We start from the raw sequence: 20588 nt of genomic DNA, 5'->3' as shown, positions 1-20588 counted from the left end.
CGGGGCATGCGGCGCAAGGTTCTCCCCGGGCTGGTCTTGGCGGCGGTGGCGAGCGCCATCGCGTTCGCGTGCGGTGGTGACAGCGACGGCGGAGCGGTCGCCGGCGACTGCGGCGGAGGTTGTCCCACCGGACAGACCTGCCTCAACGGCAAGTGCACCACCCTCGGCGACTCGGGCCAGGGCGGCAGCGGCGGCGGGGGCGCCGCCGGCGGCACGGGCGGCCTGCTCACCGACGGCAACGCCTGCCCGGCGGCCAAGCAGTGCGGCGCAGTGTGCTGCGGCACCGGCCAGTTCTGCGCGCTCGGCACCGACTGCGCCGTCGAACAGGACCCGTGCAGCGGCAACGACGACTGCTGGTTCGACAGCTACTGCCTGAACGGGCAGTGCATCCCCTACGGCGTCCCCAAGGAGAAGACCAAGGACGAGACGTGCAAGGTCGCCATCAGCATCGACAAGATCGTGCCCTCGGTGCAGTGCCGCTGGACCGCGCCTCCCGCCGGCGATGCCTTCCCCAACCACTTCCACGTCATGGCCACGCCGGTGGTGGTCGACTTCGATCTCGACAGCGATCCGAAGACGCTCTCCCCGTCCATCGTCTTCCCGACCTTCCCCACCTCCGGCAGCTACGGGCAGCCCGGCATCCTGCGCGTGGTCAGCGGCTCGGACTGCTCGCAGCAGCACAGCATGAACAGCCCCGGCGACGAGGTGATGGCGCCCTCGTCCGTCGCGGTCGCCGACCTCGACGGCGACGCCCGCGCCGAGATCATCGCCCCCGCCCACGGCGGCGGCATGCTCGCGTTCAAGTTCGACACCGCGACCAAGACGTTCAAGCGCCTGTGGCGCTCCGGCACCTGCACCGGCGGCAAGGGCCCGCCCACCGCGCCCGACGTGACGGGCCCCGCGAAGTGGAGCGGCCCCAGCATCCACGACCTGAACGACGACGGTAAACCCGAGATCGTCTACGGCGCCACGGTCTACGACAACGAAGGCTGCATCGTGACCAGCGCCCTCGGCTTCCCCGCCTACAGCCAGGGCTACGTGCCCGTCATCGCCGACGTGGACGAAGACGGGAAGATGGAGCTCGTTCAGGGCAACGCCATCCACGAGTGGGACGCCACCGCCAATGCCTGGAAGGCCGAGACCTACTTCAACGCCACCGGCAAGACCGCGGGCCAGGTCGCGGTGGCCGATCTCGGCAACTTCCCCCTCGCCGCGTTCGGCAACCAAGACCGCGCCGAGATCGTCGTGGTCGCCGCGGGCAGCGTGCGCGTCCAAACCCTCGAGGGCACCGTCATCTTCGGCCCCGTCGCCATCCCCGGCGGCGGCACCGGCGGCCCCCCCACCATCGCCGACTTCGACGGCGACGGCCGGCGCGAGTTCGCCAGCGCGGGCGGCGCGCAGTACGTGGTCTTCGACTTCGACTGCCTCGCCGGCGGCAGCGCGGCGGGCTGCGGGGGCCAGGCCAAGACCAGCGGCGTGCTCTGGCAGCAGCCCTCGCAGGACCAGAGCTCCAACGTCACCGGCTCCAGCGTCTTCGACTTCGACGCCAACGGCTCCGCGGAGGCGGTCTACGCGGACGAGTGCTTCGTGCGCGTGTACGAAGGCGCCACCGGCAAGGTCCTCTACAGCGCCGCCCGCTCCAGCGGCACCACCTACGAGAACCCCGTCATCGCCGACGTGGACGGCGACTACCGCACGGAGATCGTCTCCGCCGTGAACGACTACGCCGGAAGCCTCGGCTGCCCCGCCACCGATCCGCTCTTCCCCTCCGCGCAGTTCTCGGTGAACCACGGCATCGTCATCCTGCGCGACGAGCAGGATCGCTGGGCCGCCTCCCGCCCAGTCTGGAACCAGCACGCCTACGCGGTCACCCACGTCGGTGACCACGGCGAGACTCCCAAGACCAGCTCCGTGGCCATCAACTGGAAGGACGCCAAGCTGAACAACTTCCGCCAGAACGTGCAGGGCGGCCTCGACGCGCTGGGCGAGCCGGATCTCACCGCCGGCGGCGATGTCGGCGCGGTCAAGTGCAACGGCACCCTCGCCACCATCGAGGCCAAGGTCTGCAACCGCGGCACGCTGCCCATGGTCAGCGGCACCGAGGTCGCGTTCTTCGAAGGCTCGGAGACCGGCAAGGAGCTCTGCACTGCGCCCATCCCCATCGCGCTCGGCGTGGGCGAGTGTCTGGTCGTTTCGTGCCAGGCCGAGCTCGGCGGCAAGACCATCGACGTGTTCGTCAAGGTCGACCCGAAGTCCCAGAGCAAGGAGTGCTGGGAGCAGAACAACGCCGCCCTGTACAAGGGCGTCGCCTGCGGCCAAGTCCCGCGCTGACGCGGCCCCCTCGCGCCCAGCCCCGCTCGCCGCTCCGGGCGCCGCGCGCCGCGTGCCCCGCCCCGCTCGCCGCGCCACGCACCCCGCCCCGCCGCGCCGCGGTCCGACTCCGGAAATTCTGCCGCCGAGCGGCGCAGTCAGCGGGGGGCCCGCTCAACCCGCGCCGGCATCCGTCGCCGCTTCAGCGGAGACGTCGGTGGCCGCGTCGCCGGCGCCTGGGCCGCAGGGCTTCGGCACGATGTTGTCGGGCTTCGGCACCTGGCTCGGCAAGGCGTTCCAGTCGTAGCACTGGTTGATGATCGGCGCGTACACGCCGCAGAAGCCCGTGGACGGACAGCAACCCTCGAGCTTGAAGCCGCCGACCTGGTAGTCGTCGCAGTTGGGATCGGAGGCGTCCGGCGGGACGTTCACGTCGAGCCCGCCCTCGAGCAGCTTGCCGATGTCGTCCTGCGAGACGCAGCCCATCCCGAGCGCACTGCCGTCGTAGCCGCACTCGTCGTTCGGCAGGCAGCAGCCTTGCACGAAGTTGCCGAAGCCGGGGCAGTCCGCGGCCACACACTTGCCGCCCTCGGCGCTACCGCCGCTGCCACCGGTGCCACCGCCGTCGCTGCCACCCGCGCCGCCGATGATGCCGCCGCCCGCGCCGCCCGCGCCGCCCGCGCCACCGGTCACCGTCTTCTTCTCTTCGCTCTCGGACTCGCCGCCGCAGGCCGGCGACAGCCAGGCGCTCAAAGTCACGACCGCCAACGCGAGAACTGCCTTGTTCCTTTTCATGTCAGCACCGCCCGGCCAGCGAGCCTAACACGAGCGGCCCGCCGAGCGGGAGGGAGGGAGGGAGGGACTCAGCTGGCGCCGGTCTGCCCGGCCAGCTTGCCCAAGATGCCGCGCGACACGCCCTTGAGCGTCTCGAAAACTCCCATGCCCGTTCGGGCGCAGGCCTCGAAGTCCGGGACGCTGGTCGGGTTCAAGAGGCGCCGCAGCTCCTCGAGCTCGACCGCGTTGGGCAGGTCGCGCTTGTTGTACTGCACGATGTAGGGAACCGTGTCCGTGCGCAGGCCGTACTCGGCCAGGTTGTGGTGCAGGTTGTCCAGGCTCTCCTGGTTCGCCTCGAGCCGCTCGGCCTGGGAATCGGCCACGAAGATCACGCCGTCCGCGCCCTTCAGGATGAGCTTCCGGCTGGCGTCGTAGAACACCTGGCCCGGCACCGTGTAGAGGTGGAACCGAATCTTGAAGCCGCGCACCGTGCCCAGATCGATGGGCATGAAGTCGAAGAAGAGCGTGCGCTCGGTCTCGGTGGCGAGCGAGATCATCTTGCCCTTGCTGGCAGGATTCGTCTTCTCGAAGATGTACTGGAGGTTCGCCGTCTTCCCGCAGAGACCCGGGCCGTAATACACGACCTTGCAGTTGATCTCCTTGGTCATGTGGTTGATGAAGCTCATGACTTGGCTCCGAGCTCGGCGCGCACGCGCTCCACGATGGCTCCCACCACGTTCGCGGTCTCGTCGGGTGAGAACCCGAAGTGCCCGCCGAGCTCCGACAGGGCGGCGTTCTCCGGCTCGGCCAGCCTGCCGTCCGCCAGCGCCACCACGGCCGCGAAGCCCAGCGCCTCGTGCTGGCGAGTCGAGTCGCCGAAGTCCTCCGCGGCGCGTCGCAGTCGCTCGCGACGGCCCAGCATCTCGACGGCCTCGGCCAGATCCCGGAAGTGCAGGTCGAGCGCTTCGTGCTCGACGGCCTTGCCGGTGAGGCGCTCCAGCAAGTCGGCGAGCGTGTGGCGCTCCTCGTCCGCGAGCCCGTCCGCCGACGCCACCAGGTACGCCAGCTCCAGGATGGAGACGAAGTACGTGCTCGCTTCCGGGTCCTCGCTCCGCAGCGTCGCCTCGGCGCCGTGGTGGAGCAAGGCCTTGCTGGGCAAGGCTCCCGCGGAGGCGTGCTCGACCGCCGCTTGAACCGCAGCACGCACGCGGTCGGCGCCGAACTGACTCAAGTCCACTGTCGGAAGGCTCATCGCCCTCCTCAATGCCACGGCTACCCCCCAGCATCAACGGCGGGCCTTCTGCCCGCGGCAATCCGCTCCACCTGGTCGTAGAGCTCGAACAAGACCTCGCGCAAGTTGCCCGAGTGGCGCCATAGCGCCAGAGCGAGGTCGGCCTCCGACGGAGCGGCAAAGTCCCCCTGCCCCGCCAGGAGCCGCTCCACCACCCCCCGAGCGACCTCCGCGCTGACTGCTCGCTCGCACAGCGTCGGAAAGCCCGCGTCGCGATGCGCCGTCACCACCAGCGCCGCCCGCCCGCCGCTCGCCGGCAGCCGAGGCCGCTGCGCCACCCACCACCGTTCCCAGCGCGACAGCTCCTCGTACTCGTCCACCAGCCAGAGCTCGCCACCTTCCAGCCCTGCGAGCCCGCGCGAGCCACGCACGCGCGCCACGCGCCAGCCCGCCCGCCGCGCGCGACGCTCGAGCTCGCAGAGGAGCGTGCTCTTGCCGCTGCCGCGGGGACCCAGGATCTGATGGCGCGAGCCGGACACGCAGACGCGCGCAAGCATCCCGTCCACGTCGTCGCCGAGCCACGGCAGCGCGCCCGGCGCGAAGCGCGCCGCCGCGAACGGATTGTGCGCCGCACCCGTGAGGCTCACCCCGGCCACCTGACGACGAACTCCTTCTCCTCGACCTCGTCGTCGGCGAACGGGGCATGGCGACGCACGCGCACCAGCCAGCGGATCTTCAGCAGGGTGCCGGAGTAGCTGACCGGCAGGAGCGGCAGCCTGACCTCGAAGTCGTGGGTGCCGGGCCGCTCGAGCTCGCGGTGGAGGGGTACGCCCAGGTCGGTGTCGCCTTTGCCCTCCGTCTGCCACAACACGCTCAGCTCGACCTTGCGGTCCTCCTGGCCGACCGGCGGGGTCGACACCACCTTGCCGCGCACCACGCCGCCGGGCTCGTGCTCGCTCCGCTCGAGCTGGATCTCGATGCTCATGCCGCAGGCCTCGGCAGGGCTCGGAAGGCGAACCCCTCGTCGTAGTCGGGCCAACCGGCGATCTCGGCGTGAACCCGCACCGTCCAGAGCACCTGGTTGTTCGCCGACTCGAACGACGCCGGCGCCTCCGCCGGCAACTGCACCCGAAGATCGTGGGTCCAGTGCTCTCCGAGCCGCACGTGGGTGCCTGGCTCGTCGAAGAGCGTGGTGTCCCAGACCTCGTGCCGTTCGGTGCGGGTGTTCGTCCCGACGGTGTACTTCACGATCTCCTCGCAGCGAACGCCCACCACGTAGCGCGTGATGCGCGCCGGTCCCATCTGATCCACGTGCAGCCGGAGCTCGTCGCCCAGGTACGCCGGCTCCGCGCTCACCTCCACCCGCGGCAGCCGCTGCCGCCCCAAGATCTTCCGTACCGTCGCCACGAGGATGAACAGGCCCACGCCGCAGAACAAGACAGAGACCAGCGACCCCAGGATGCTGCGCGCACCCACCGCCACGAAGAGGAACGGCCACACGAACCCGTTCCAGAGCAGCGCCACGAAGATCTCCACGAAGCTGCCCTGCGGGGCGTGGAACGAGACTTCGGCCGCGAGCACCTGCCCCGGGCGCAGCTCGAGCTTCTGCACGGGCAGCGCGCCCAACGCGGCCCCGTACACCTCGCGCGCGCTTCGCGCGGTTCCCGCGGGGCTGCGGTAGTCGGCCGCCACCTTCACGACGGGCATGACGTCGGACGCCGCCGCCGCCGCCGCCGCGGCCGCCGGCGCCGCGCTCTTCTCCGCGGCCACGGCCTCCGCGGAGCGCGTGCCCTGAAGCGCCTGTCGCACCACGAACGCCCCCGCGCCGAAGAACAGCGCCCCGAACGGGAACGCGAACCAGGAACGAAGGTTTCCGCCCAGAACGTCGCGCAGCCCCGCCACGAACGCCACCGCCCCGCCCACCAGGAACGGCGCCGCGAAGGCGATCTTCGCGACGGTCGCGAGCGGCCCACTACGTTTGGTCGAGGTCATCTCACTTGTCCGGGCAGCCGTCGTCGTCCTGCTTGCCGTTGTACGTCTCGGGCTGGTTCGGGCACTTGTCCGACACGTCCAGGATCCGATCCTTGTCGTTGTCCGGATCCGGACAGCCATCCGCGTCCTCGAACCCGTCTTTGTCTTCGGGGTCGTTCGGGCACATGTCGCTCGCGTCGAGCACCCCGTCTCGGTCGTTGTCGGGATCGGGGCACCCATCCGCGTCCTCGAACCCGTCCCGGTCCTCCGGATCGTCCGGGCACTTGTCGGTCGTGTCGAGGATGCCATCCCCATCGCGATCCCCACCCCCACCCTCGGGACACCCGTCCTCGTCCTGATCGCCGTCCCGGTCCTCCGGCACGTTCGGGCACATGTCGTTCACGTCCAGCACGCCATCCTGGTCGTTGTCGGGATCGGCGCAGCCGTCGTCGTCCATGAAACCGTCGTAGTCCTCCTGCGGGTTCGCGCAGCCGCCGCTCCCGCCTCCCCCGCCGCCGCCGCTCGAGCTCTCGCCGCCCGCAGCCACGAGATTGCCCTGAGGCTCCCCGGCTACCGCGACACCCGGCTCCGAGTCCGCATTGGACGACCGAGCCCCAGTCACCGGCGACGGCGACGGCGACGGCGACGCCCCGCCGCAAGCTGCGAGGCAACCGAGAGCGAAGAGGAATCCCAGGCGCATGGCCCTTGAACTAGCGGACCCGCGCGGCGCCGTGAAGCGGCCTCCCTTGACCTTTCCGGCCGGGCGGCTAGCTTGCCGGGCAACCCACACCCCCACCACCATTCGGGGGCGATCGGTTTCGACGTGGGGACAGAAGGTTGATCTGCGTGTGCTGGCACTCGGCCCAGTTCAAAACCGAGCCGTGCTAATTGCGAACGACAACGCAATCGCTCTCGCGGCCTGAAAAACCGTGAAGCCGTCCAACCGTGAGATAGTCCTGCTAGCGGAAGGGCGTCAGTACTAGGGCTGGGTCACCCGAGGGTGCCTTCGATAGGGTGACCGAGAAAAAGTGAAGGATAGGTCGTGGCCGAATCCACGAAGCCCGGTCCCGGGGTCAATTGGGACTACGCACGTGAACGAAGGTCAGCTGGACGCCTCGCGGACCCGGGTTCGATTCCCGGCGCCTCCACAACAGAACGAGCTTGGTTGATGCGCGATCGGCGCATCGCCAAGCGTCGTGTTGCGCTGGTGTTGCGTGAGCCCGCCGTCCGGTGAAGTCCGTTCCTCGGGCCCCCCGCACGGCGCTTGCAGCAGGGGGACTGTTTGAAAGTCCCCCTTGGCCAACCGCCGTGCCGGGGACCCGGGTCATGGCGGACCCAAGGCGTCGTGCCAAGACCGCGTGCGGTAAGATGACGCCGTGCACGAGGAAGCAGACGAGGGCGCCGCGTGACGCGCAAGAAGTCCCCGCCCTCCGCCTCCATCGTTCGTTCCTCGGCGGCTGAGTACCTGACCTTCGTGGCGGCCAGCGGCGGGGGCGGTGTCGAAGCGGCGTACGCCGACGAGAACGTGTGGCTCAGCCAGAAGATGATGGCGCAGCTCTACGACGTGGAGATCCCGACCATCAACTACCACCTGAAAAAGGTGTTCGAGGACAGCGAGTTGGAAGAGGACTCAGTTATTCGAACTTTTCGAATAACTGCCGCCGACGGCAAGACTTACGACACCAAGCACTACAACCTCTCGGCCATCATCGCCGTCGGGTACAAGGTCAACTCCGAGCGCGCTGTGCAGTTCCGCAAGTGGGCGACGCGCGTCGTCGAGGAGTTCACCATCAAGGGCTTCGCGATGGACGACGAGCGCCTCGAGCGCGGCGGCTCCATCCTGAGCGAGCGGTACTTTGAAGAACAGCTCCAACGGGTCCGTGAGATTCGGCTGTCGGAGCGCAAGTTCTACCAGAAGATCACCGACATCTACGCCACGGCCGTCGACTACGACGTGACGGCGCAGGCTACCAAGCGCTTCTTCGCCACGGTGCAGAACAAGCTGCACTGGGCCATCCACGGGCAGACCGCCGCAGAGGTCATCTACGATCGCGCCGATGCGGCCAAGGAGCACATGGGCCTCAACTCTTGGGCCGACGCGCCCTTGGGGAAGATCCAGAAGTTCGATGTGGTCGTGGCCAAGAACTACCTGACCGAGCACGAGCTCTTGCAGCTCTCGCGATTGGTGAACGCCTACCTGGACGTCGCCGAGGATATGGCGCTCCGCAGAATTCCCATGACCATGCAAGACTGGGAGACGCGGCTGAACCGCTTCCTCGCCGTGACCGATCGCGAGGTGCTCTCGGACGCTGGCAAGGTGACCGCAGAGATCGCCAGAGCCCACGCGGAGAGCGAGTTCGAGAAGTACCGCATCGTGCAGGACCGACTGTTCGAGAGCGACTTCGACCGCGTCGTCGCCGAAACCAGGCAACTCGAAGAGAAGAAGAAGCCCGAAAAACCTCGCACTAGCAGGGAACGCAAGAAGTCATGAGCGCCTTCAGCGAATCCGTCGTCGAGGAGGCCGCGGGCGCTAGGCGGCCTGCGCCGCATCGGGCCGCCTCTCGGCCCACCGAACCACCCTTCCCGTGGCGGTGATCCAGCACAGCCGGACCGCTTCCCGGACGTCCAACAACTCGACCGCCTCCCTCCGCGCATCCGGGCTCAGGTGCGCGTAGCGCATCGTCATCTCGATCGTGCTGTGACCCATCAGCTCCTGCACGGTCTTGATCGGCGCACCGCGCATCACCAGGTGGCTCGCGAACGTGTGCCTCAGCACATGCCATCCGATCCGCCGAATCCCCGCCGCCTTCGCGGCGCTCCAGAGCGGCCACTTCGTTGCGCCCTTCGTCAGCATCGACCCGCCGGTCGCCGAGAACACCAGCGGACCTCGGCGTGGATGCTCGCGCAGTGCGCCTGCCGCCTGCTTGCTCAGCCCCACCTCACGAGTCCGACCGTTCTTCGGCGTGCCGACGACGCCCCGTGAGACCGCTCGCCGGACAACCAGCCGCCCGCTGTCCACATCGACGTCCACCCAGCGCAACGCCAGAAGCTCGCCGAGACGAAGCCCCGTCCGGCACGCGACCAGGATCATGGTCCGCCAGCCCGGGTCCGCCGCGGCAATCAGCCGGTCGGCGTCCTCGAAGGTCAGGAAGTCGAAATCCGGCGGCGGTGGCTTCATCCATTTGATCGCGGGCAAGACGGCCAGCTCGCGCCACTCCACGGCGGTCGCGAGCAGCTTCCGCAGCACGGTCAGGTGGTTGTTGATCGTCTTGCGCGAGAGCTTCGCGTTCACCTTCTTGGCCTTGTACACCTCGATCTCCGGCGGTCCGATGCGGTCGAGCCGCAGCTCCCCGAGCTCGGGAACCAGGTGGACACGCAGGATCATCCTCTTCGACTCGACCTCGCTGGGCTTGTTGTTGGTGACCGCATACGTCCCCAAGAACCGCTCGGCGAACTCCCTGAGAGTCGGCGACTCCACCGACTCGCTGGCTACGCGGTCGTCCGCCTCCAGGAGCTCGTTCCGCACGTCGTGCTCGAGCCGCTCCGCCGCCCGGCGATTCTGCACCGGAGCCACGCGCTGGACGCGGCGGAGCCTGCCGTCCTTTCCGACCGCCTGCACGTCGATCGACCATGCCTCGTGCGCGACGCCCTGCCGGTCGACCCACTTCCGGCGCCGAATGCTCATCGGCCCTCACCCTCGGCGAGCCAGCGCAGGAAGACGTCGCGGGAAACCCGAATGCAGCGGCCGAGCCGCCGGACACCGGGGACTCCGCCATCGGCGATCGCGGCGTACGCCGTCTTCCGGTCGACCCGCATGAGGTCGGCGACTTCTTCGACGGTGAGAACGGGGGGCAGAGCATCAAAAGCGGGACCGACATCCATAGCCGGTAATATAAATCTGTTAGACTTTAAACGCAAGCGTTGACTGCTCGTCTTCGACCACGAAAACTGAGCGCGTGCCTGCACCCGCAAAGCGCTCCCGCGGCAGGCCGCGGAAACGTGAGACGAAGCTCTCACGCTGGATCGACGCGGCCGGCACGACACGCGAAGCCTTCGCCACGAAGCTCGGCGTCAACCGCAACTACCTCGACATGCTGTGCCGCGGCGCTCGCAAACCCAGCCTAGATCTCGCGGTAGAGATCGAGCGCATCACGCGCGGCGCCATTCCCGCAGGCGAATGGGTGAAGCGCCAGTCCGAAGGGGATTGATCGAGTTCATCCGTCGTCGTCGTCGGGCCTGTGGGTGTGTGGGCAAGCCGAAGGCTTGTCCAAGCGGCTGGGGGCGAGCGAGCCGCACCGCGCCGCCCAGCGACGGCTCGTCCCCAGCCGCGGCACATCCACAGGCATCTGCCTTCTCGGTCCCGCCTTGGATCAACCACCGCCTCGAAACACGCCGAGACGCGGACGCCGTGCCCCGGCACTCCGGCGCTCGCGGTTCGAGACGATGTCTCCGGGCCGAAAGACCCGAGCGCCGAACCGCACAAGCTTGCAGACGACGCCGAGGGCGCCGCGTAGCTCGTCATCTTCCAGCGGCGCTACTTCCCCTCCGCAAGCCCTGAGCACGGCGTCGCTGGGCCAGCCCGCGCCGGACGACCGCTCGCCCGTTTCTGGATCGGACCACCCGCCAGCCTCGACCAACGCCGGCGGCAGCGCGACGACTCGCTCCGCCGCTGCGCTTCCCCGGTCGTATCCCTCCGCTCTCTCGTGGAAGGCACGCGCGGCGCGAGCGGAGGGTGCCACCACGAACCAGTCCTCGTCACCATCGGGTGTGGTGCACCAGAAAAGGGCGTAGCGCTTCGCCCGGCCCCCCGTGATCTCGCTCGTCATGGCACTCCAGGCATCGGGCACAAGACTGAAGGAGTTGCGCAGGCTCGCAAGAATTTCATCAACCAGCGCGGCGGCGAGCCGATGGGTGCTCATGCGTGCACTTCCGGAGCCGCATCCGCGGCTCACTGCGATGCACCCGGCTAAGGTGAACACCCTGGCCGAGGTCGGATAGGCTGTGAGGCGAATGGCGCAAGCTCACGGTCCGAGTACCGCGGACCCTTTTCGAGGGACCCAGTATCGCGCGCTGCGCCAGCTCGGGGCCGGCGGGATGGGGGAGGTCTACGAGGTCGAGCACGAGATCGTCGGCCGGCTCATGGTCGCGAAGGTGCTGCGCGCCGAGCTCGCCCACGACACGGCCATCGCCGATCGAATGCGCGTCGAAGCGCAGGCGCTCGCGGCGCTCTCCCACCCGAACATCGTGAGCGTCACCGACTTCGCGCGGACGGCGGACGGCCGCCCGTTCTACGTGATGGAACAGCTCGACGGACGGACGCTCGGGGAGGAGTTCCGGAGCCGCGGCGCCTTCCCGGTGAACGAGGCCATCGACGTAGTCCGGCAGATCCTGGCCGGGCTCGCCGCCGCCCACGAGCTCGGCCTGGTCCACCGGGACATCAAGCTCGACAACGTCTTCCTGCACCAGACCGCGTCCGGCCAGCGAGTGGCGAAGCTCCTCGACTTCGGCATCGCGAAAGTCCTGTCCGGCCGCAACGCCCGCGCTCCCGCGCCGCCGTCGCTACCGACGGCCGACGGCGCCATCGTGGGCACGCCGCGCTACGTGAGCCCCGAGCAGGTGATGGGCAAGGGCATCGATCACCGGGCCGACATCTATGCCGCCGGCCTCGTGCTCTTCACGCTCGTGTGCGGGCGGGGCCCGTTCGACGACGTGCGAAAGCAAGAGGACTTCTTCATCGCGCATCTGGGCGACGATCCGCCAGCGCCCTCCGACGTGTCGCGCCAGTCGCTCCCTCACGATCTGGACGCGGCCATTCTCCAGGCGATCCGCAAGAACCCAGCCGACCGCTTCCAGACTGCCGCCGAGTTCTCCGCCGCGCTCGAGAGGATCGCCGGCCGGCTCACTGCGCCCATCGGTTGGCTCGAGACCACTCCCAGCAACCCACCCAAACAGACCTCAGTCGATCCCGACCACACTTCGCCAGACGCGAACCTCGAACAGCGCCTCCACGCCGAGAGCACGACGGCTCCAACGCGTCGCGTGCCCACACGCACCGAGGTCATCGAGCACAAGGAGTCCGCCCCGCACGACGGTGCCGGCCTGCCCACTCGTACCGCACAGGCCCCCGCGCAGGCACCGCCCGCACCCGCCACGCCGATCGCGGCCAGGCGCGACAACCCCACCGTCGCTTACGTCGGCGCGGCGCTGGTCGCCGTCGCGGTTTCGGCGCTCGGCATGTGGGTCGTAGACGTCCGCTCGTTCGCCGCGCTCGCGGCAGTGCTCGCCGCGAGCATCGCGGGCGCTGCGCTCACCGCAAGAATACTCCCCTCGCTGACGCGGTGATTGTCCGCGCCCACGCGGGGAGTATTCTCAGGAGCCCGAGCGAGCCATGGGGACCCGGAGGGAAATCGACAGCGGCGACGACCCGTTCGTGGCGGGCCAGACCGTCGAGGGGCGATACCGCATCATCCGGCGGCTCAGCGCGGGCGGGGTCGGCGTCGTCTACGAGGCGGAGCACAGCTTCACGGGCCTCAAGGTCGCGCTCAAGGCGCTGCACAATCGCGCCGGCGACCACCCCGAGCGCATGCAAGCCGAGGCGCGAACGCTCGCGGAGATGCGCCATCCCAACATCGTGCAGATCACCGACGGCGGCGTCGCCGACGGCGTGGTCTGGTTCACGATGGAGCTCCTCCAGGGTTCGTCTCTGCGAGAGCTCCTGAACAAGGGAGTGGTCATCGACGTCGAACGCGCCCTGCGCTTCGGCATTCAGGTCGCCGAAGGCGTCGCGTCCGCGCACGAACAAGAGGTCATCCACCGCGACCTCAAGCCCGAGAACGTGTTCGTGCTGAAAGACGACACCATCAAGGTGCTCGACTTCGGTACGAGCAAGATCACGAACAAGCTGCGCCGCTCGGGCGCGCTCAAAACCACGGACCGCTTCCGCCTGATCGGGACTCAGGCCTACATGCCGCCCGAGCGGCTGAAGGCCGAGCGCACCGACGCCCGCGCCGACATCTATGCCCTCGGGCACATCCTCTACGAGATGATCGCGGGACGGCATTGCTGGAGCGAAGGGCCCGGTCCGCTCGACCTGCCCGACGCGATCGAGCTCGGGATGCGCCAAATCTACGCGCCGCCAACACCGCTCTCGGAGCACGTGCCAGGTCTGCCAGCCAACATCGACCGCCTGGTGATACGCGCCCTGGCCAAGGACCCGCGGCACCGGCAACAAACGATGCGTGAGCTCGCCGCGGAGCTCCAGTCCGCGCTCGCTCGATGTCGCGCGGCAGGGAAGATCGAGCGGCCCAAGCGTGCACCCGCGCTCGAGCCGGAATCGTCCGCGACCACCACCGAAGAGACCGCCGTCCCGTTCAGCGCTCCAGCCCAACCCAGGCCTGCGCCCGCGCGCAAACCCGCGGGCATCGATGCGGCCTTGATGTGCGGAGCAGTCCGCTTCGCCGGCGCGTCTCCGGAGGCCACCGACGTGGAGCAGGGACTTCGCGCCGTCGCAGCCGCGCCAGGTGATCCGACGATTTGTCGCGACCTTTCGCTAGCCTCGGCCGAGTGCGACGATCGCTCCCGAGCGCCGCTCCGCGCCGCAGTCGCTCGCATCGGCACCGAGCAAGCCGAGTCCCGCGTCCGCCTCATCGAGCGCCTGCGGTCATTGCTCGCGCAGCGAGCACGCGCCAAATCCGCCCCTTCGCACACCGACGTCGCGCTCGGCGCAGCGCTCCTGCTCGACCCGCGCAATCGTTCGGATGCGGCGGAGACCGCGCTGTTCAAGCTCGGCGCGGCCGATGCCGACGTGCAGAGCTTCGCCCTGTCGATCTTGGTGGCGTTCGGGCGCACGCCCGTCGCCATGCACCCCGCACCGCGCGGAGCGCTCCTCGCTCTTTTGCTCGGTGCACCCGAAGACTCGGAGCTCGCGCGTTCGGAGCTCGCAGCATTCGTGCTGAGCGCTGCGTCACTCCAGGACTCGGAGCCGCCACCCGCTCCTCCAGTGCCCGCACCGCCGCTGGCAATCCCTGCATCGCCGCGGATGGCGCAAACGCCGACGCCATCTGGGATCACCACGCCGCGACCGTCGCCGCCCGTCGCCGCCGCGCCTCCCGCGCCGCCGGTGCGAATGGGTTTGGTGATCGCGATCGCCGCTGTCTCCGCCAGCCTGGTCTTGGCCATCGGCGTTGCTCTACGAGCGCGGACGCCAGCGCAAGCATCGACAGCGACCGCACCGGCCACCGCGGCCCCCTCCCCTCCGCAACCCGCGGCGCCGTCCGCCAGCGCCGCACCCGAGGAACCGGCTCCGCCCGCTCCGGTCGCCTCCCCATCCGTGCCGCCCGCGGTCCCGGCGGTCCCCGCGTCCCCGCCGCCCCGCACCGAGCCCACGACATCCGGCCCGTCGCCCGCAGCACCGAAGCCCGCCCGACGCAGCGACCCCGGCGCCCAAAAACTCCCTGGATCGGGACTCTGACCGATGTTGCTCGAAAAATCCCCGCAACTCGTTCACCGCATTGCCGATATGGCCGGTCAATGCTGCCTGCCGGCGCCGAGCTCGGAGCCCTCCCAGGACTTGGCCGAATGCTCCATGGACGGTACGAATCACCGCCCGTGCGGGTCGTGGTGCGTTCCTCTGGCGGTGGCCTCATGAGCGCGGACTCGAAAGAGCCGCGGCTCCCGCCCGGCGTGCCCATCGACGTCGCCCCGGCCGAGCGCCGCGACACGCTTCGTGGCGTCGGTGATCCGATGGATCCGGACTCCGCTTCCCCGCCGACGCCGGAGGAGGAACGCAGACTCCGGCAAGAGGAGTTCACGGTTCCGCCCCAGCTCTGGCGCCGCCCACCGTCGGGGTGGTTCCGGCAATTCGGTCGAGCTCCCGGGACCCCGGCAGCGCCCAGTCCGCCCGAGCCGAAGGCCACCGAAGGCGGCGCAACGCTCGAAGGCCCCGCGGAACACGAGGCAGCACATCCAACATCGAGCTCGACGCGCTGGTTGCCCCTCGCGCTCATTGCCCTCGTTGCGCTCGCGTTGTTCGCCGGCTGGCGCCTGCTTCGTACGCCCGCGCCGATCGCGGCGGCTGTCAACCCACCCGCGACGGCAACGTCACAACCACCCGAAGTGCCGCCGGCAACTGCGACGCCAGCGGTCACCGAATCGCAGCCCGCGCTCGCCGCACCGTCGAGCGCCCCCTCACCTCCGGCATCGGCGGAGCTCACGCGCCCCATCAAGAAGCCGATCACCGCAGGCCCGCCGAGCTCGGCTACGGCGCCCTCCACTTCAGCCCCACCGAGCAGCGCGCATGGCCCGATCTACTAGACTCGCGCTCGTCGTGGCGCTGACCCTCGCCGCACCGTCGGTAACGCACGCGGAGCCGGCGAAGCCGACCGCGGTCGAGCTCGACCGCGCGGCGGAGCTCTTCAAGAAGGCCAAGGCTCTGCACGGGAGTGGCAAGCTCGACCAGGCGCGAGACCTGTACACGCAAGCGTGGACCCTCCACCGGAGCCCCGACATCGCCGCGAACCTCGCCGCCTGCGAGCTCGCGTTGAACAAGTATCGCGACGCCGCCGAGCACTTCGACTTCGCGCTTCGGCACTTGCTCGCGGGAACGACCCAGGACCAGAAGGCGCGGCTGACGGAAGGCTTCGAGAAGGCGAAGAAGGAGATCGCCACGGTGCGCCTGGACGTGCAGCCCGCCGGCGCGTCGGTGGTGATCGACGGAACCACGATCGGAACGTCGCCGATCGCCGACGACACGTTCGTCGAGGCCGGTGAGCGCAAGATCCGGGTTACGAAGGCCGGCCACGAAACCTATGTCGGATCGTTCACGGTGGCCAAAGGCGAAAGCAAGACAGTGCGCGTCGCTCTCGAGGCGAACGCTGCAGCGGGACCGGCGGGCACAGCTCGCCCTGCGAGTACTCCCCCGCCGGGCGGCAACGGCTCGAAGTCCGGCCCAACGGGTGCCGCGGCGGATACCGGCGGAAAGCCGCAGAGCGCCGTCCCCGCGTACATCGCGCTGGGTGCGGGCATCGTCGGCCTCGGCGCCGGAATTGGGTTCCTCGTCGCTGCCTCCGGCAAGGAGAGCGACAAGGACGCTCTCCTCGACGAGATCCCGGGAACGAACAAGTGCGGGCCCGGAACCATCGCCGCGGAAAAGTGCGCCGAAGTCACCTCGCTCTCCGACGACGCGAAGCAGTTTCGGACCTTCGGCTACGTGGGCTTCGGCGTCGCGGCCGCGGGGGGAGTGCTCACGTTTTTGCTCTGGCCGCGCTCTTCCGATTCGTCCAGCGGCACCATGATCGTCCCGAGCGTCACCGCGCGCGGCACGTCGCTTCATCTTCAGGGAAGATTCTAAGGGGAATTCGAGATGCGTAGCTTCTTCGTCGTGGGCCTCGCTGCGTTGAGCAGCTCTGTCGCCATCGGGTCGCTCGTCACCGGATGTGGGTCGAGCTCGTGCGAGGACACGGACTCGTGCGGCGCGTACACCGGCGGCAGCGCGGGCACCGGCGGCGGGGGCGGAACTGGCGGAAGCGGGGCGACGGGCGGAGTCGGTGGCGGTGGTGGAACGGGCGGGACCAGCGGGACTTCGGGAACAGGTGGAACGGGCGGCACCGGTGGCACCGGTGGCGACTCGGGAACCTGCGACACCACGAAGAGCCCGAGCGAAGAGGCCTGCGTCATCGACGATCAGTACGGAGTCTTCGTCTCGCCCAAGGGCGACGACACAACGGGAGATGGCACCAAGACGAAGCCCTACAAGACCCTGAGCAAGGCCATCGGCGCCGCCGCCGGCGCAAAGAAGCGCGTGTATGCGTGCGACGACGGCACCGGGTACTCCGACACCACGACACTCGATCTCTCCGCCCTGAACGGCTCCGGGCTGTACGGGGGATTCGACTGTACTGCGTGGACCTATTCGACCACGGCGAAGGCCAAGCTCGTAGGCGCGAGCACCGCAGTGCGCATCAACTCGGTGGCGACTAGCCTCACAGTGGAGGATCTCGAGATCACCGCCGCAGACGCGAGCGGAGCAGGTGCCTCGAGCTTCGGGGTCTTCGTGGCCTCGAGCACGAACGTCGCCCTGCGCCGCGTGAAGGCCACAGCTGGAAAAGGCGCGAACGGCGCTCCAGGCACAGACGGGGCGAACGGCGCTCCGGGTGCCGCGCCTGGCTCTGCGCAGCAAGGCACGGCGGCGACATGCACGAGTGCACCGGCAACGCAGGTGGGCGGCGCATGGCCAGCAGCGAGCGCTTGCGGGTCTCTTGGAGGCGCCGGCGGCGATGCGAAGAAGACTGCCGCGGGCGGCAACGGGACGCCGGGCACGCCGCTCAACAACGTCACGCCCGCCGGCGTGGACAACAAGGGCGCTGGGTCAGGTATCCCGCCGGCCAACGGCAGCCCCGGCCAGCCGGGTTCGAATGGGAATTCCGCATCGCCCGGCGCCGCGGCCCCCGCGGCCGGTACTTTTGTCGCTGCCGGCTTCACGCCAGCAAGCGGCGGCGACGGCACCGGCGACGGCTTCCCGGGCCAGGGCGGCGGTGGAGGCGGAGCGAGCGCGGCTACTGGTCTTCCCACATGTATCGGCGCCTCGGGCGGAGCAGGCGGCATGGGCGGTTGCGGGGGCAAGAAGGCGACCGGTGGCGGAGGAGGCGGGGCGAGCGTGGCGATCCTCGTGTGGCAGAGCTCCGCCACGCTCGACAACGTCGAGTTGGTTTCGCAGAAGGCCGGCGACGGCGGCAAGGGGGGAAATGGTGGTGGCGGTGGCAACGGAGGGGCTGGAGCAACTGGCGGGCCAAACACCACCGGCGTCGGCAAGGGAGGAGATGGCGCATCTGGGGGCACTGGCGGCGACGGCGGGTCCGGCTCTGGTGGAACCGGTGGCGCGAGCTACGCGCTCGTCTGGAATGGAACCGCTCCGACGAAGGTCGGCACGGTCACACTCACGGCAGGCACCGCGGGCGTGAAGAGCGCGGGTGGGTCGGTCGGCGGAGTCGGCGCGAACCCTGCGCCCGCGGGCAGCGACGGCGCGAGCGCCAAAGAATACGAGCAGAAGTGAATCCGCTGGATGCCGAGCGAGCCACGTCTGCAACGAGTGCACATGGTGCGTTTGGTGCGCTCCTACTCGGCCGGCGCCACGTGGGCGAGCGTGTCGCGGCCCGGAGCTAAAATCCCGTCACGCCACGGTCGGCAACCCTACCTTGGCGAGATACCCGAACGTCGCATCATAGTACTCGCGCGGGCGGGTATGGTCGGCGGTGTTGCCGGGAGGAACAAAGATCACCATGCCCTGGCGTGCGCGGGTGAGGAGGACACGGTAAGCGTTCAGCAAGTAGCGCTGGTTGTCGGCATGCTTCACGTTCGTCCACTTGCTTCCGCGAAAGTCATGGAAGCCCCAGCGGTCATCATGAAATCGGAGGTCTGCGTCCCACGTCACGCAACTCCAGTCCAGTTCCAGTCCTTGCACCTGGAATTCCGTGGCCGCATCCTCGAGATAGTAGCTTGAGCGCGTGTCGTCCTTGTCGTTCAGAAACCAGTGCACCGGGTCAACATCCACGCGCACGTCAATCGCGTGCGGCTTCAGCCTCATCGCTTTTGACGATGCGACCAGGCCGTATCGCTCAGAGCCGCGCGCACGGCGCCGAACCCACGCCTTCGCAGCCTCGATGTCGCGGGTGATGGCGATCGGGTAGCGGTCGGCGAACTGTTCATACGTCGCTGCCGCGGTCCGCACGTCGCGGTCGAGCAGCGCCTTCACAAACGCAGAGACGTTTTCGGCGCGAAAGGAGCGCATCGAGACCGAAAGGTGTAGGCAATCGTCGAAGAACGTGTCCGGCCGACTCCGCACGGTGTCGAGAGCATGACCGGCGGCGTACTCGGCGTCCGTCAGTCGCGAGGAAATGTGCATTCGCCAGCCGGGAAACTTGGACTGAATAGCCTGAAGCCACGAATCTATGCCCGCCTCACCGATGTTGATCTCCTGCCCACCGCCGACGAGGCAGACGACAACCGACCAGTCGGCATGGCGGTCCATGTACGAAACCAGAAACTCGGGCTCGGACTGCGAGAAGTCCGGCAGGTTCTTCTTGCGGCGCATGAAGTAAGCCGTTTGCTTGAGCGTCCAAGCGCGCTGGGCCTCGTCGAAGATGGCGACGTGTTCGGCGGGTGGGCCGCTATCGATGATCGCTTCGTCGCGGAAATGGTGCACGTTCTGGATGAATGCCTTCACGCTTTCCCCGACTTTGCCTCTCCGCACCTGGTTGCCGAGGGCCTTCTGGCGCGCGATCTCGTCACGGGTAAGCGCCGCGCGGAGGACGGCAACGAGGGGGCCATTGCCTGATAGATAGACGGCTGGCGCGGCCGCGTCTGCGTCGCGGCGACGTGTAGCGACGTTGAGGCCGACCAGGGTCTTCCCCGCGCCGGGGACGCCGGTGACGAAGCAAACGACCTTGCGCTTCGCTCTTTTGGCTTCGGCAATCAGTTCCTCAATGTGCTGCGAGGTGACTCGCAGGTTCTCCGCACCGGCGTCGTGCCGGGCGATCGCTTCGACTGAATGCTGCGCGTATAGTGCGCGCGCAGCCTCGACGATCGTCGGAGTCGGGAGGTAGGGAGCGGCGAGCCACTGCTGCGCGTCGACGGGCTCACCGCTCGAACCCTCGAACACGAGATCGATCGCGGCGCGGAATGCGGAGCGGTCGACGGCGATTGGCCGGTAGACGCCGTCGGCGTCGGTTCGCGGCGGCGGAACCGAGACGGTTGACGCCTCGGTCGCGACCAGGATCGGTACGATCGGAAGTGGGTGGCTCGCACCATGGAAGTTCTTGAGATCGAGCGCGTAGTCCCACACTTGATCAATCGCCGCAGCGTCGAAGTTCGTCGCGCCTACTTTGAACTCGACGACGAAGACGACGGGGCCGATCAGCAGGACGGCGTCGATCCTCCTACCCATGCGAGGGATGCTGAATTCGAGGAAGAGCGATCCGCTCAGACCGGCCAGGCTGTCTTGGAGAAACGCGATCTCAGCGCGCCACGCGTCGCGCTGGTTCTCCAGCACAGCAAATGCGCTGTTCGCAACGAGGCGACCGAGGATCGCATCGGGGAGCGTCGCACGGAAGCGGTCGAGTGTGTCATGGTACCACGCGCGCGACGCCAATCCGATGCTGAGCGGGTCCGACACCTGGGCATCATGCCAGGATCGGAGGCAGGCGTAGAGCCCGATGCCGAGCCGCCTACCCGCACCCGTGGGGCGCCCGTATGAACTCGATCTGACGCGGCTTGTTTCGGTCGCCGCGCAGGTATCCATCAAGCGTTT

General features: G+C 68.7%; 17 protein-coding genes, 1 other RNA gene and 1 pseudogene. 8 read left to right on the top strand and 11 right to left on the bottom strand.

The window, feature by feature from the left end:
* Positions 1–6 precede the first annotated feature (6 nt).
* On the top strand, positions 7–2331 hold the full coding sequence (locus tag HS104_39025; protein ID MBE7485953.1) for a VCBS repeat-containing protein: 2325 nt from the start codon (positions 7–9) through the stop codon (positions 2329–2331).
* Positions 2332–2484: 153 nt separating this feature from the next.
* On the opposite strand, the gene HS104_39020 is transcribed toward HS104_39025, so the two are convergent.
* The 7 genes and pseudogenes from HS104_39020 to HS104_38990 form a co-directional block, all read right to left on the bottom strand.
* Positions 2485–3105 carry a hypothetical protein gene (locus tag HS104_39020; protein MBE7485952.1) on the bottom strand — a complete coding sequence of 207 codons (621 nt, stop codon included), beginning with the start codon at positions 3103–3105 and terminating at the stop codon, positions 2485–2487.
* Positions 3106–3173: 68 nt separating this feature from the next.
* The gene (locus HS104_39015) at positions 3174–3770 is read right to left on the bottom strand and encodes a GTPase domain-containing protein (protein MBE7485951.1); all 597 of its coding nucleotides are present in this window, start codon (positions 3768–3770) and stop codon (positions 3174–3176) included.
* Positions 3767–4336, bottom strand: a complete 570-nt coding sequence (locus HS104_39010) for a TerB family tellurite resistance protein (GenBank protein ID MBE7485950.1) — start codon at positions 4334–4336, stop codon at positions 3767–3769. Before HS104_39010 ends, HS104_39015 begins: the two co-directional genes overlap by 4 nt.
* A gap of 20 nt (positions 4337–4356) precedes the next feature.
* Positions 4357–4971 (bottom strand): hypothetical protein, encoded by a 615-nt coding sequence (locus HS104_39005; GenBank protein ID MBE7485949.1) that lies wholly within the window; start codon positions 4969–4971, stop codon positions 4357–4359.
* Positions 4959–5300 carry a hypothetical protein gene (locus HS104_39000; GenBank protein ID MBE7485948.1) on the bottom strand — a complete coding sequence of 114 codons (342 nt, stop codon included), beginning with the start codon at positions 5298–5300 and terminating at the stop codon, positions 4959–4961. The genes HS104_39005 and HS104_39000 overlap by 13 nt, the downstream gene beginning before the upstream one ends.
* A complete protein-coding gene (locus HS104_38995; protein ID MBE7485947.1) occupies positions 5297–6307 on the bottom strand; it encodes a hypothetical protein in 1011 nt (336 codons plus the stop codon). Before HS104_38995 ends, HS104_39000 begins: the two co-directional genes overlap by 4 nt.
* Positions 6308–6311: 4 nt before the next feature.
* Positions 6312–6731 (bottom strand): annotated as a pseudogene (locus HS104_38990) (thrombospondin type 3 repeat-containing protein).
* Between the two features lie 359 nt (positions 6732–7090).
* Here HS104_38990 and ssrA point away from each other — a divergent pair.
* Positions 7091–7437, top strand: a transfer-messenger RNA (tmRNA) gene (gene ssrA, locus HS104_38985).
* A 254-nt stretch (positions 7438–7691) separates the two neighbouring features.
* The gene (locus HS104_38980) at positions 7692–8777 is read left to right on the top strand and encodes a virulence RhuM family protein (protein MBE7485946.1); all 1086 of its coding nucleotides are present in this window, start codon (positions 7692–7694) and stop codon (positions 8775–8777) included.
* A 39-nt stretch (positions 8778–8816) separates the two neighbouring features.
* Here the strand turns inward: HS104_38980 and HS104_38975 are convergent, their stop codons facing one another.
* Positions 8817–9971, bottom strand: a complete 1155-nt coding sequence (locus tag HS104_38975; GenBank protein ID MBE7485945.1) for a site-specific integrase — start codon at positions 9969–9971, stop codon at positions 8817–8819.
* Positions 9968–10168 carry a helix-turn-helix domain-containing protein gene (locus HS104_38970; GenBank protein ID MBE7485944.1) on the bottom strand — a complete coding sequence of 67 codons (201 nt, stop codon included), beginning with the start codon at positions 10166–10168 and terminating at the stop codon, positions 9968–9970. The genes HS104_38975 and HS104_38970 overlap by 4 nt, the downstream gene beginning before the upstream one ends.
* Before the next feature lie 74 nt (positions 10169–10242).
* Between HS104_38970 and HS104_38965 the strand changes: the two genes are divergently transcribed.
* Positions 10243–10494 carry a helix-turn-helix transcriptional regulator gene (locus tag HS104_38965; protein ID MBE7485943.1) on the top strand — a complete coding sequence of 84 codons (252 nt, stop codon included), beginning with the start codon at positions 10243–10245 and terminating at the stop codon, positions 10492–10494.
* Positions 10495–10656: 162 nt separating this feature from the next.
* On the opposite strand, the gene HS104_38960 is transcribed toward HS104_38965, so the two are convergent.
* A complete protein-coding gene (locus tag HS104_38960; protein ID MBE7485942.1) occupies positions 10657–11205 on the bottom strand; it encodes a hypothetical protein in 549 nt (182 codons plus the stop codon).
* A 91-nt stretch (positions 11206–11296) separates the two neighbouring features.
* Between HS104_38960 and HS104_38955 the strand changes: the two genes are divergently transcribed.
* The 4 genes from HS104_38955 to HS104_38940 all read left to right on the top strand — a co-directional run bounded on the left by HS104_38955 (position 11297) and on the right by HS104_38940 (position 18335).
* Complete coding sequence (locus HS104_38955; protein ID MBE7485941.1) at positions 11297–12628, top strand: serine/threonine protein kinase; 1332 nt, start codon at positions 11297–11299, stop codon at positions 12626–12628.
* A 46-nt stretch (positions 12629–12674) separates the two neighbouring features.
* The gene (locus tag HS104_38950) at positions 12675–14756 is read left to right on the top strand and encodes a serine/threonine protein kinase (GenBank protein MBE7485940.1); all 2082 of its coding nucleotides are present in this window, start codon (positions 12675–12677) and stop codon (positions 14754–14756) included.
* An 855-nt stretch (positions 14757–15611) separates the two neighbouring features.
* The gene (locus HS104_38945) at positions 15612–16634 is read left to right on the top strand and encodes a PEGA domain-containing protein (GenBank protein MBE7485939.1); all 1023 of its coding nucleotides are present in this window, start codon (positions 15612–15614) and stop codon (positions 16632–16634) included.
* A gap of 12 nt (positions 16635–16646) precedes the next feature.
* Positions 16647–18335 (top strand): hypothetical protein, encoded by a 1689-nt coding sequence (locus HS104_38940; protein ID MBE7485938.1) that lies wholly within the window; start codon positions 16647–16649, stop codon positions 18333–18335.
* A 117-nt stretch (positions 18336–18452) separates the two neighbouring features.
* Here HS104_38940 and HS104_38935 read toward each other — a convergent pair whose 3' ends face one another.
* On the bottom strand, positions 18453–20579 hold the full coding sequence (locus tag HS104_38935; GenBank protein MBE7485937.1) for a DUF2075 domain-containing protein: 2127 nt from the start codon (positions 20577–20579) through the stop codon (positions 18453–18455).
* Positions 20580–20588 lie beyond the last annotated feature (9 nt).

The sequence above is a fragment of the Polyangiaceae bacterium genome, assembly GCA_015075635.1.
GTDB lineage: Bacteria > Myxococcota_A > Polyangia > Polyangiales > Polyangiaceae > JADJKB01.
Note: the sequence above shows the minus strand (reverse complement) of the source record. Positions and strands in the feature narration are given on the sequence as shown.

Coding starts and splice junctions, on each gene's coding strand:
- HS104_39025 (MBE7485953.1), top strand. CDS start 7: ATGCGGCGCAAGGTTCTCCCCGGGCTGGTCTTGGCGGCGGTGGCGAGC.
- HS104_39020 (MBE7485952.1), bottom strand. CDS start 3,105: ATGAAAAGGAACAAGGCAGTTCTCGCGTTGGCGGTCGTGACTTTGAGC.
- HS104_39015 (MBE7485951.1), bottom strand. CDS start 3,770: ATGAGCTTCATCAACCACATGACCAAGGAGATCAACTGCAAGGTCGTG.
- HS104_39010 (MBE7485950.1), bottom strand. CDS start 4,336: ATGAGCCTTCCGACAGTGGACTTGAGTCAGTTCGGCGCCGACCGCGTG.
- HS104_39000 (MBE7485948.1), bottom strand. CDS start 5,300: ATGAGCATCGAGATCCAGCTCGAGCGGAGCGAGCACGAGCCCGGCGGC.
- HS104_38995 (MBE7485947.1), bottom strand. CDS start 6,307: ATGACCTCGACCAAACGTAGTGGGCCGCTCGCGACCGTCGCGAAGATC.
- HS104_38975 (MBE7485945.1), bottom strand. CDS start 9,971: ATGAGCATTCGGCGCCGGAAGTGGGTCGACCGGCAGGGCGTCGCGCAC.
- HS104_38970 (MBE7485944.1), bottom strand. CDS start 10,168: ATGGATGTCGGTCCCGCTTTTGATGCTCTGCCCCCCGTTCTCACCGTC.
- HS104_38960 (MBE7485942.1), bottom strand. CDS start 11,205: ATGAGCACCCATCGGCTCGCCGCCGCGCTGGTTGATGAAATTCTTGCG.
- HS104_38955 (MBE7485941.1), top strand. CDS start 11,297: ATGGCGCAAGCTCACGGTCCGAGTACCGCGGACCCTTTTCGAGGGACC.
- HS104_38950 (MBE7485940.1), top strand. CDS start 12,675: ATGGGGACCCGGAGGGAAATCGACAGCGGCGACGACCCGTTCGTGGCG.
- HS104_38940 (MBE7485938.1), top strand. CDS start 16,647: ATGCGTAGCTTCTTCGTCGTGGGCCTCGCTGCGTTGAGCAGCTCTGTC.
- HS104_38935 (MBE7485937.1), bottom strand. CDS start 20,579: ATGGATACCTGCGCGGCGACCGAAACAAGCCGCGTCAGATCGAGTTCA.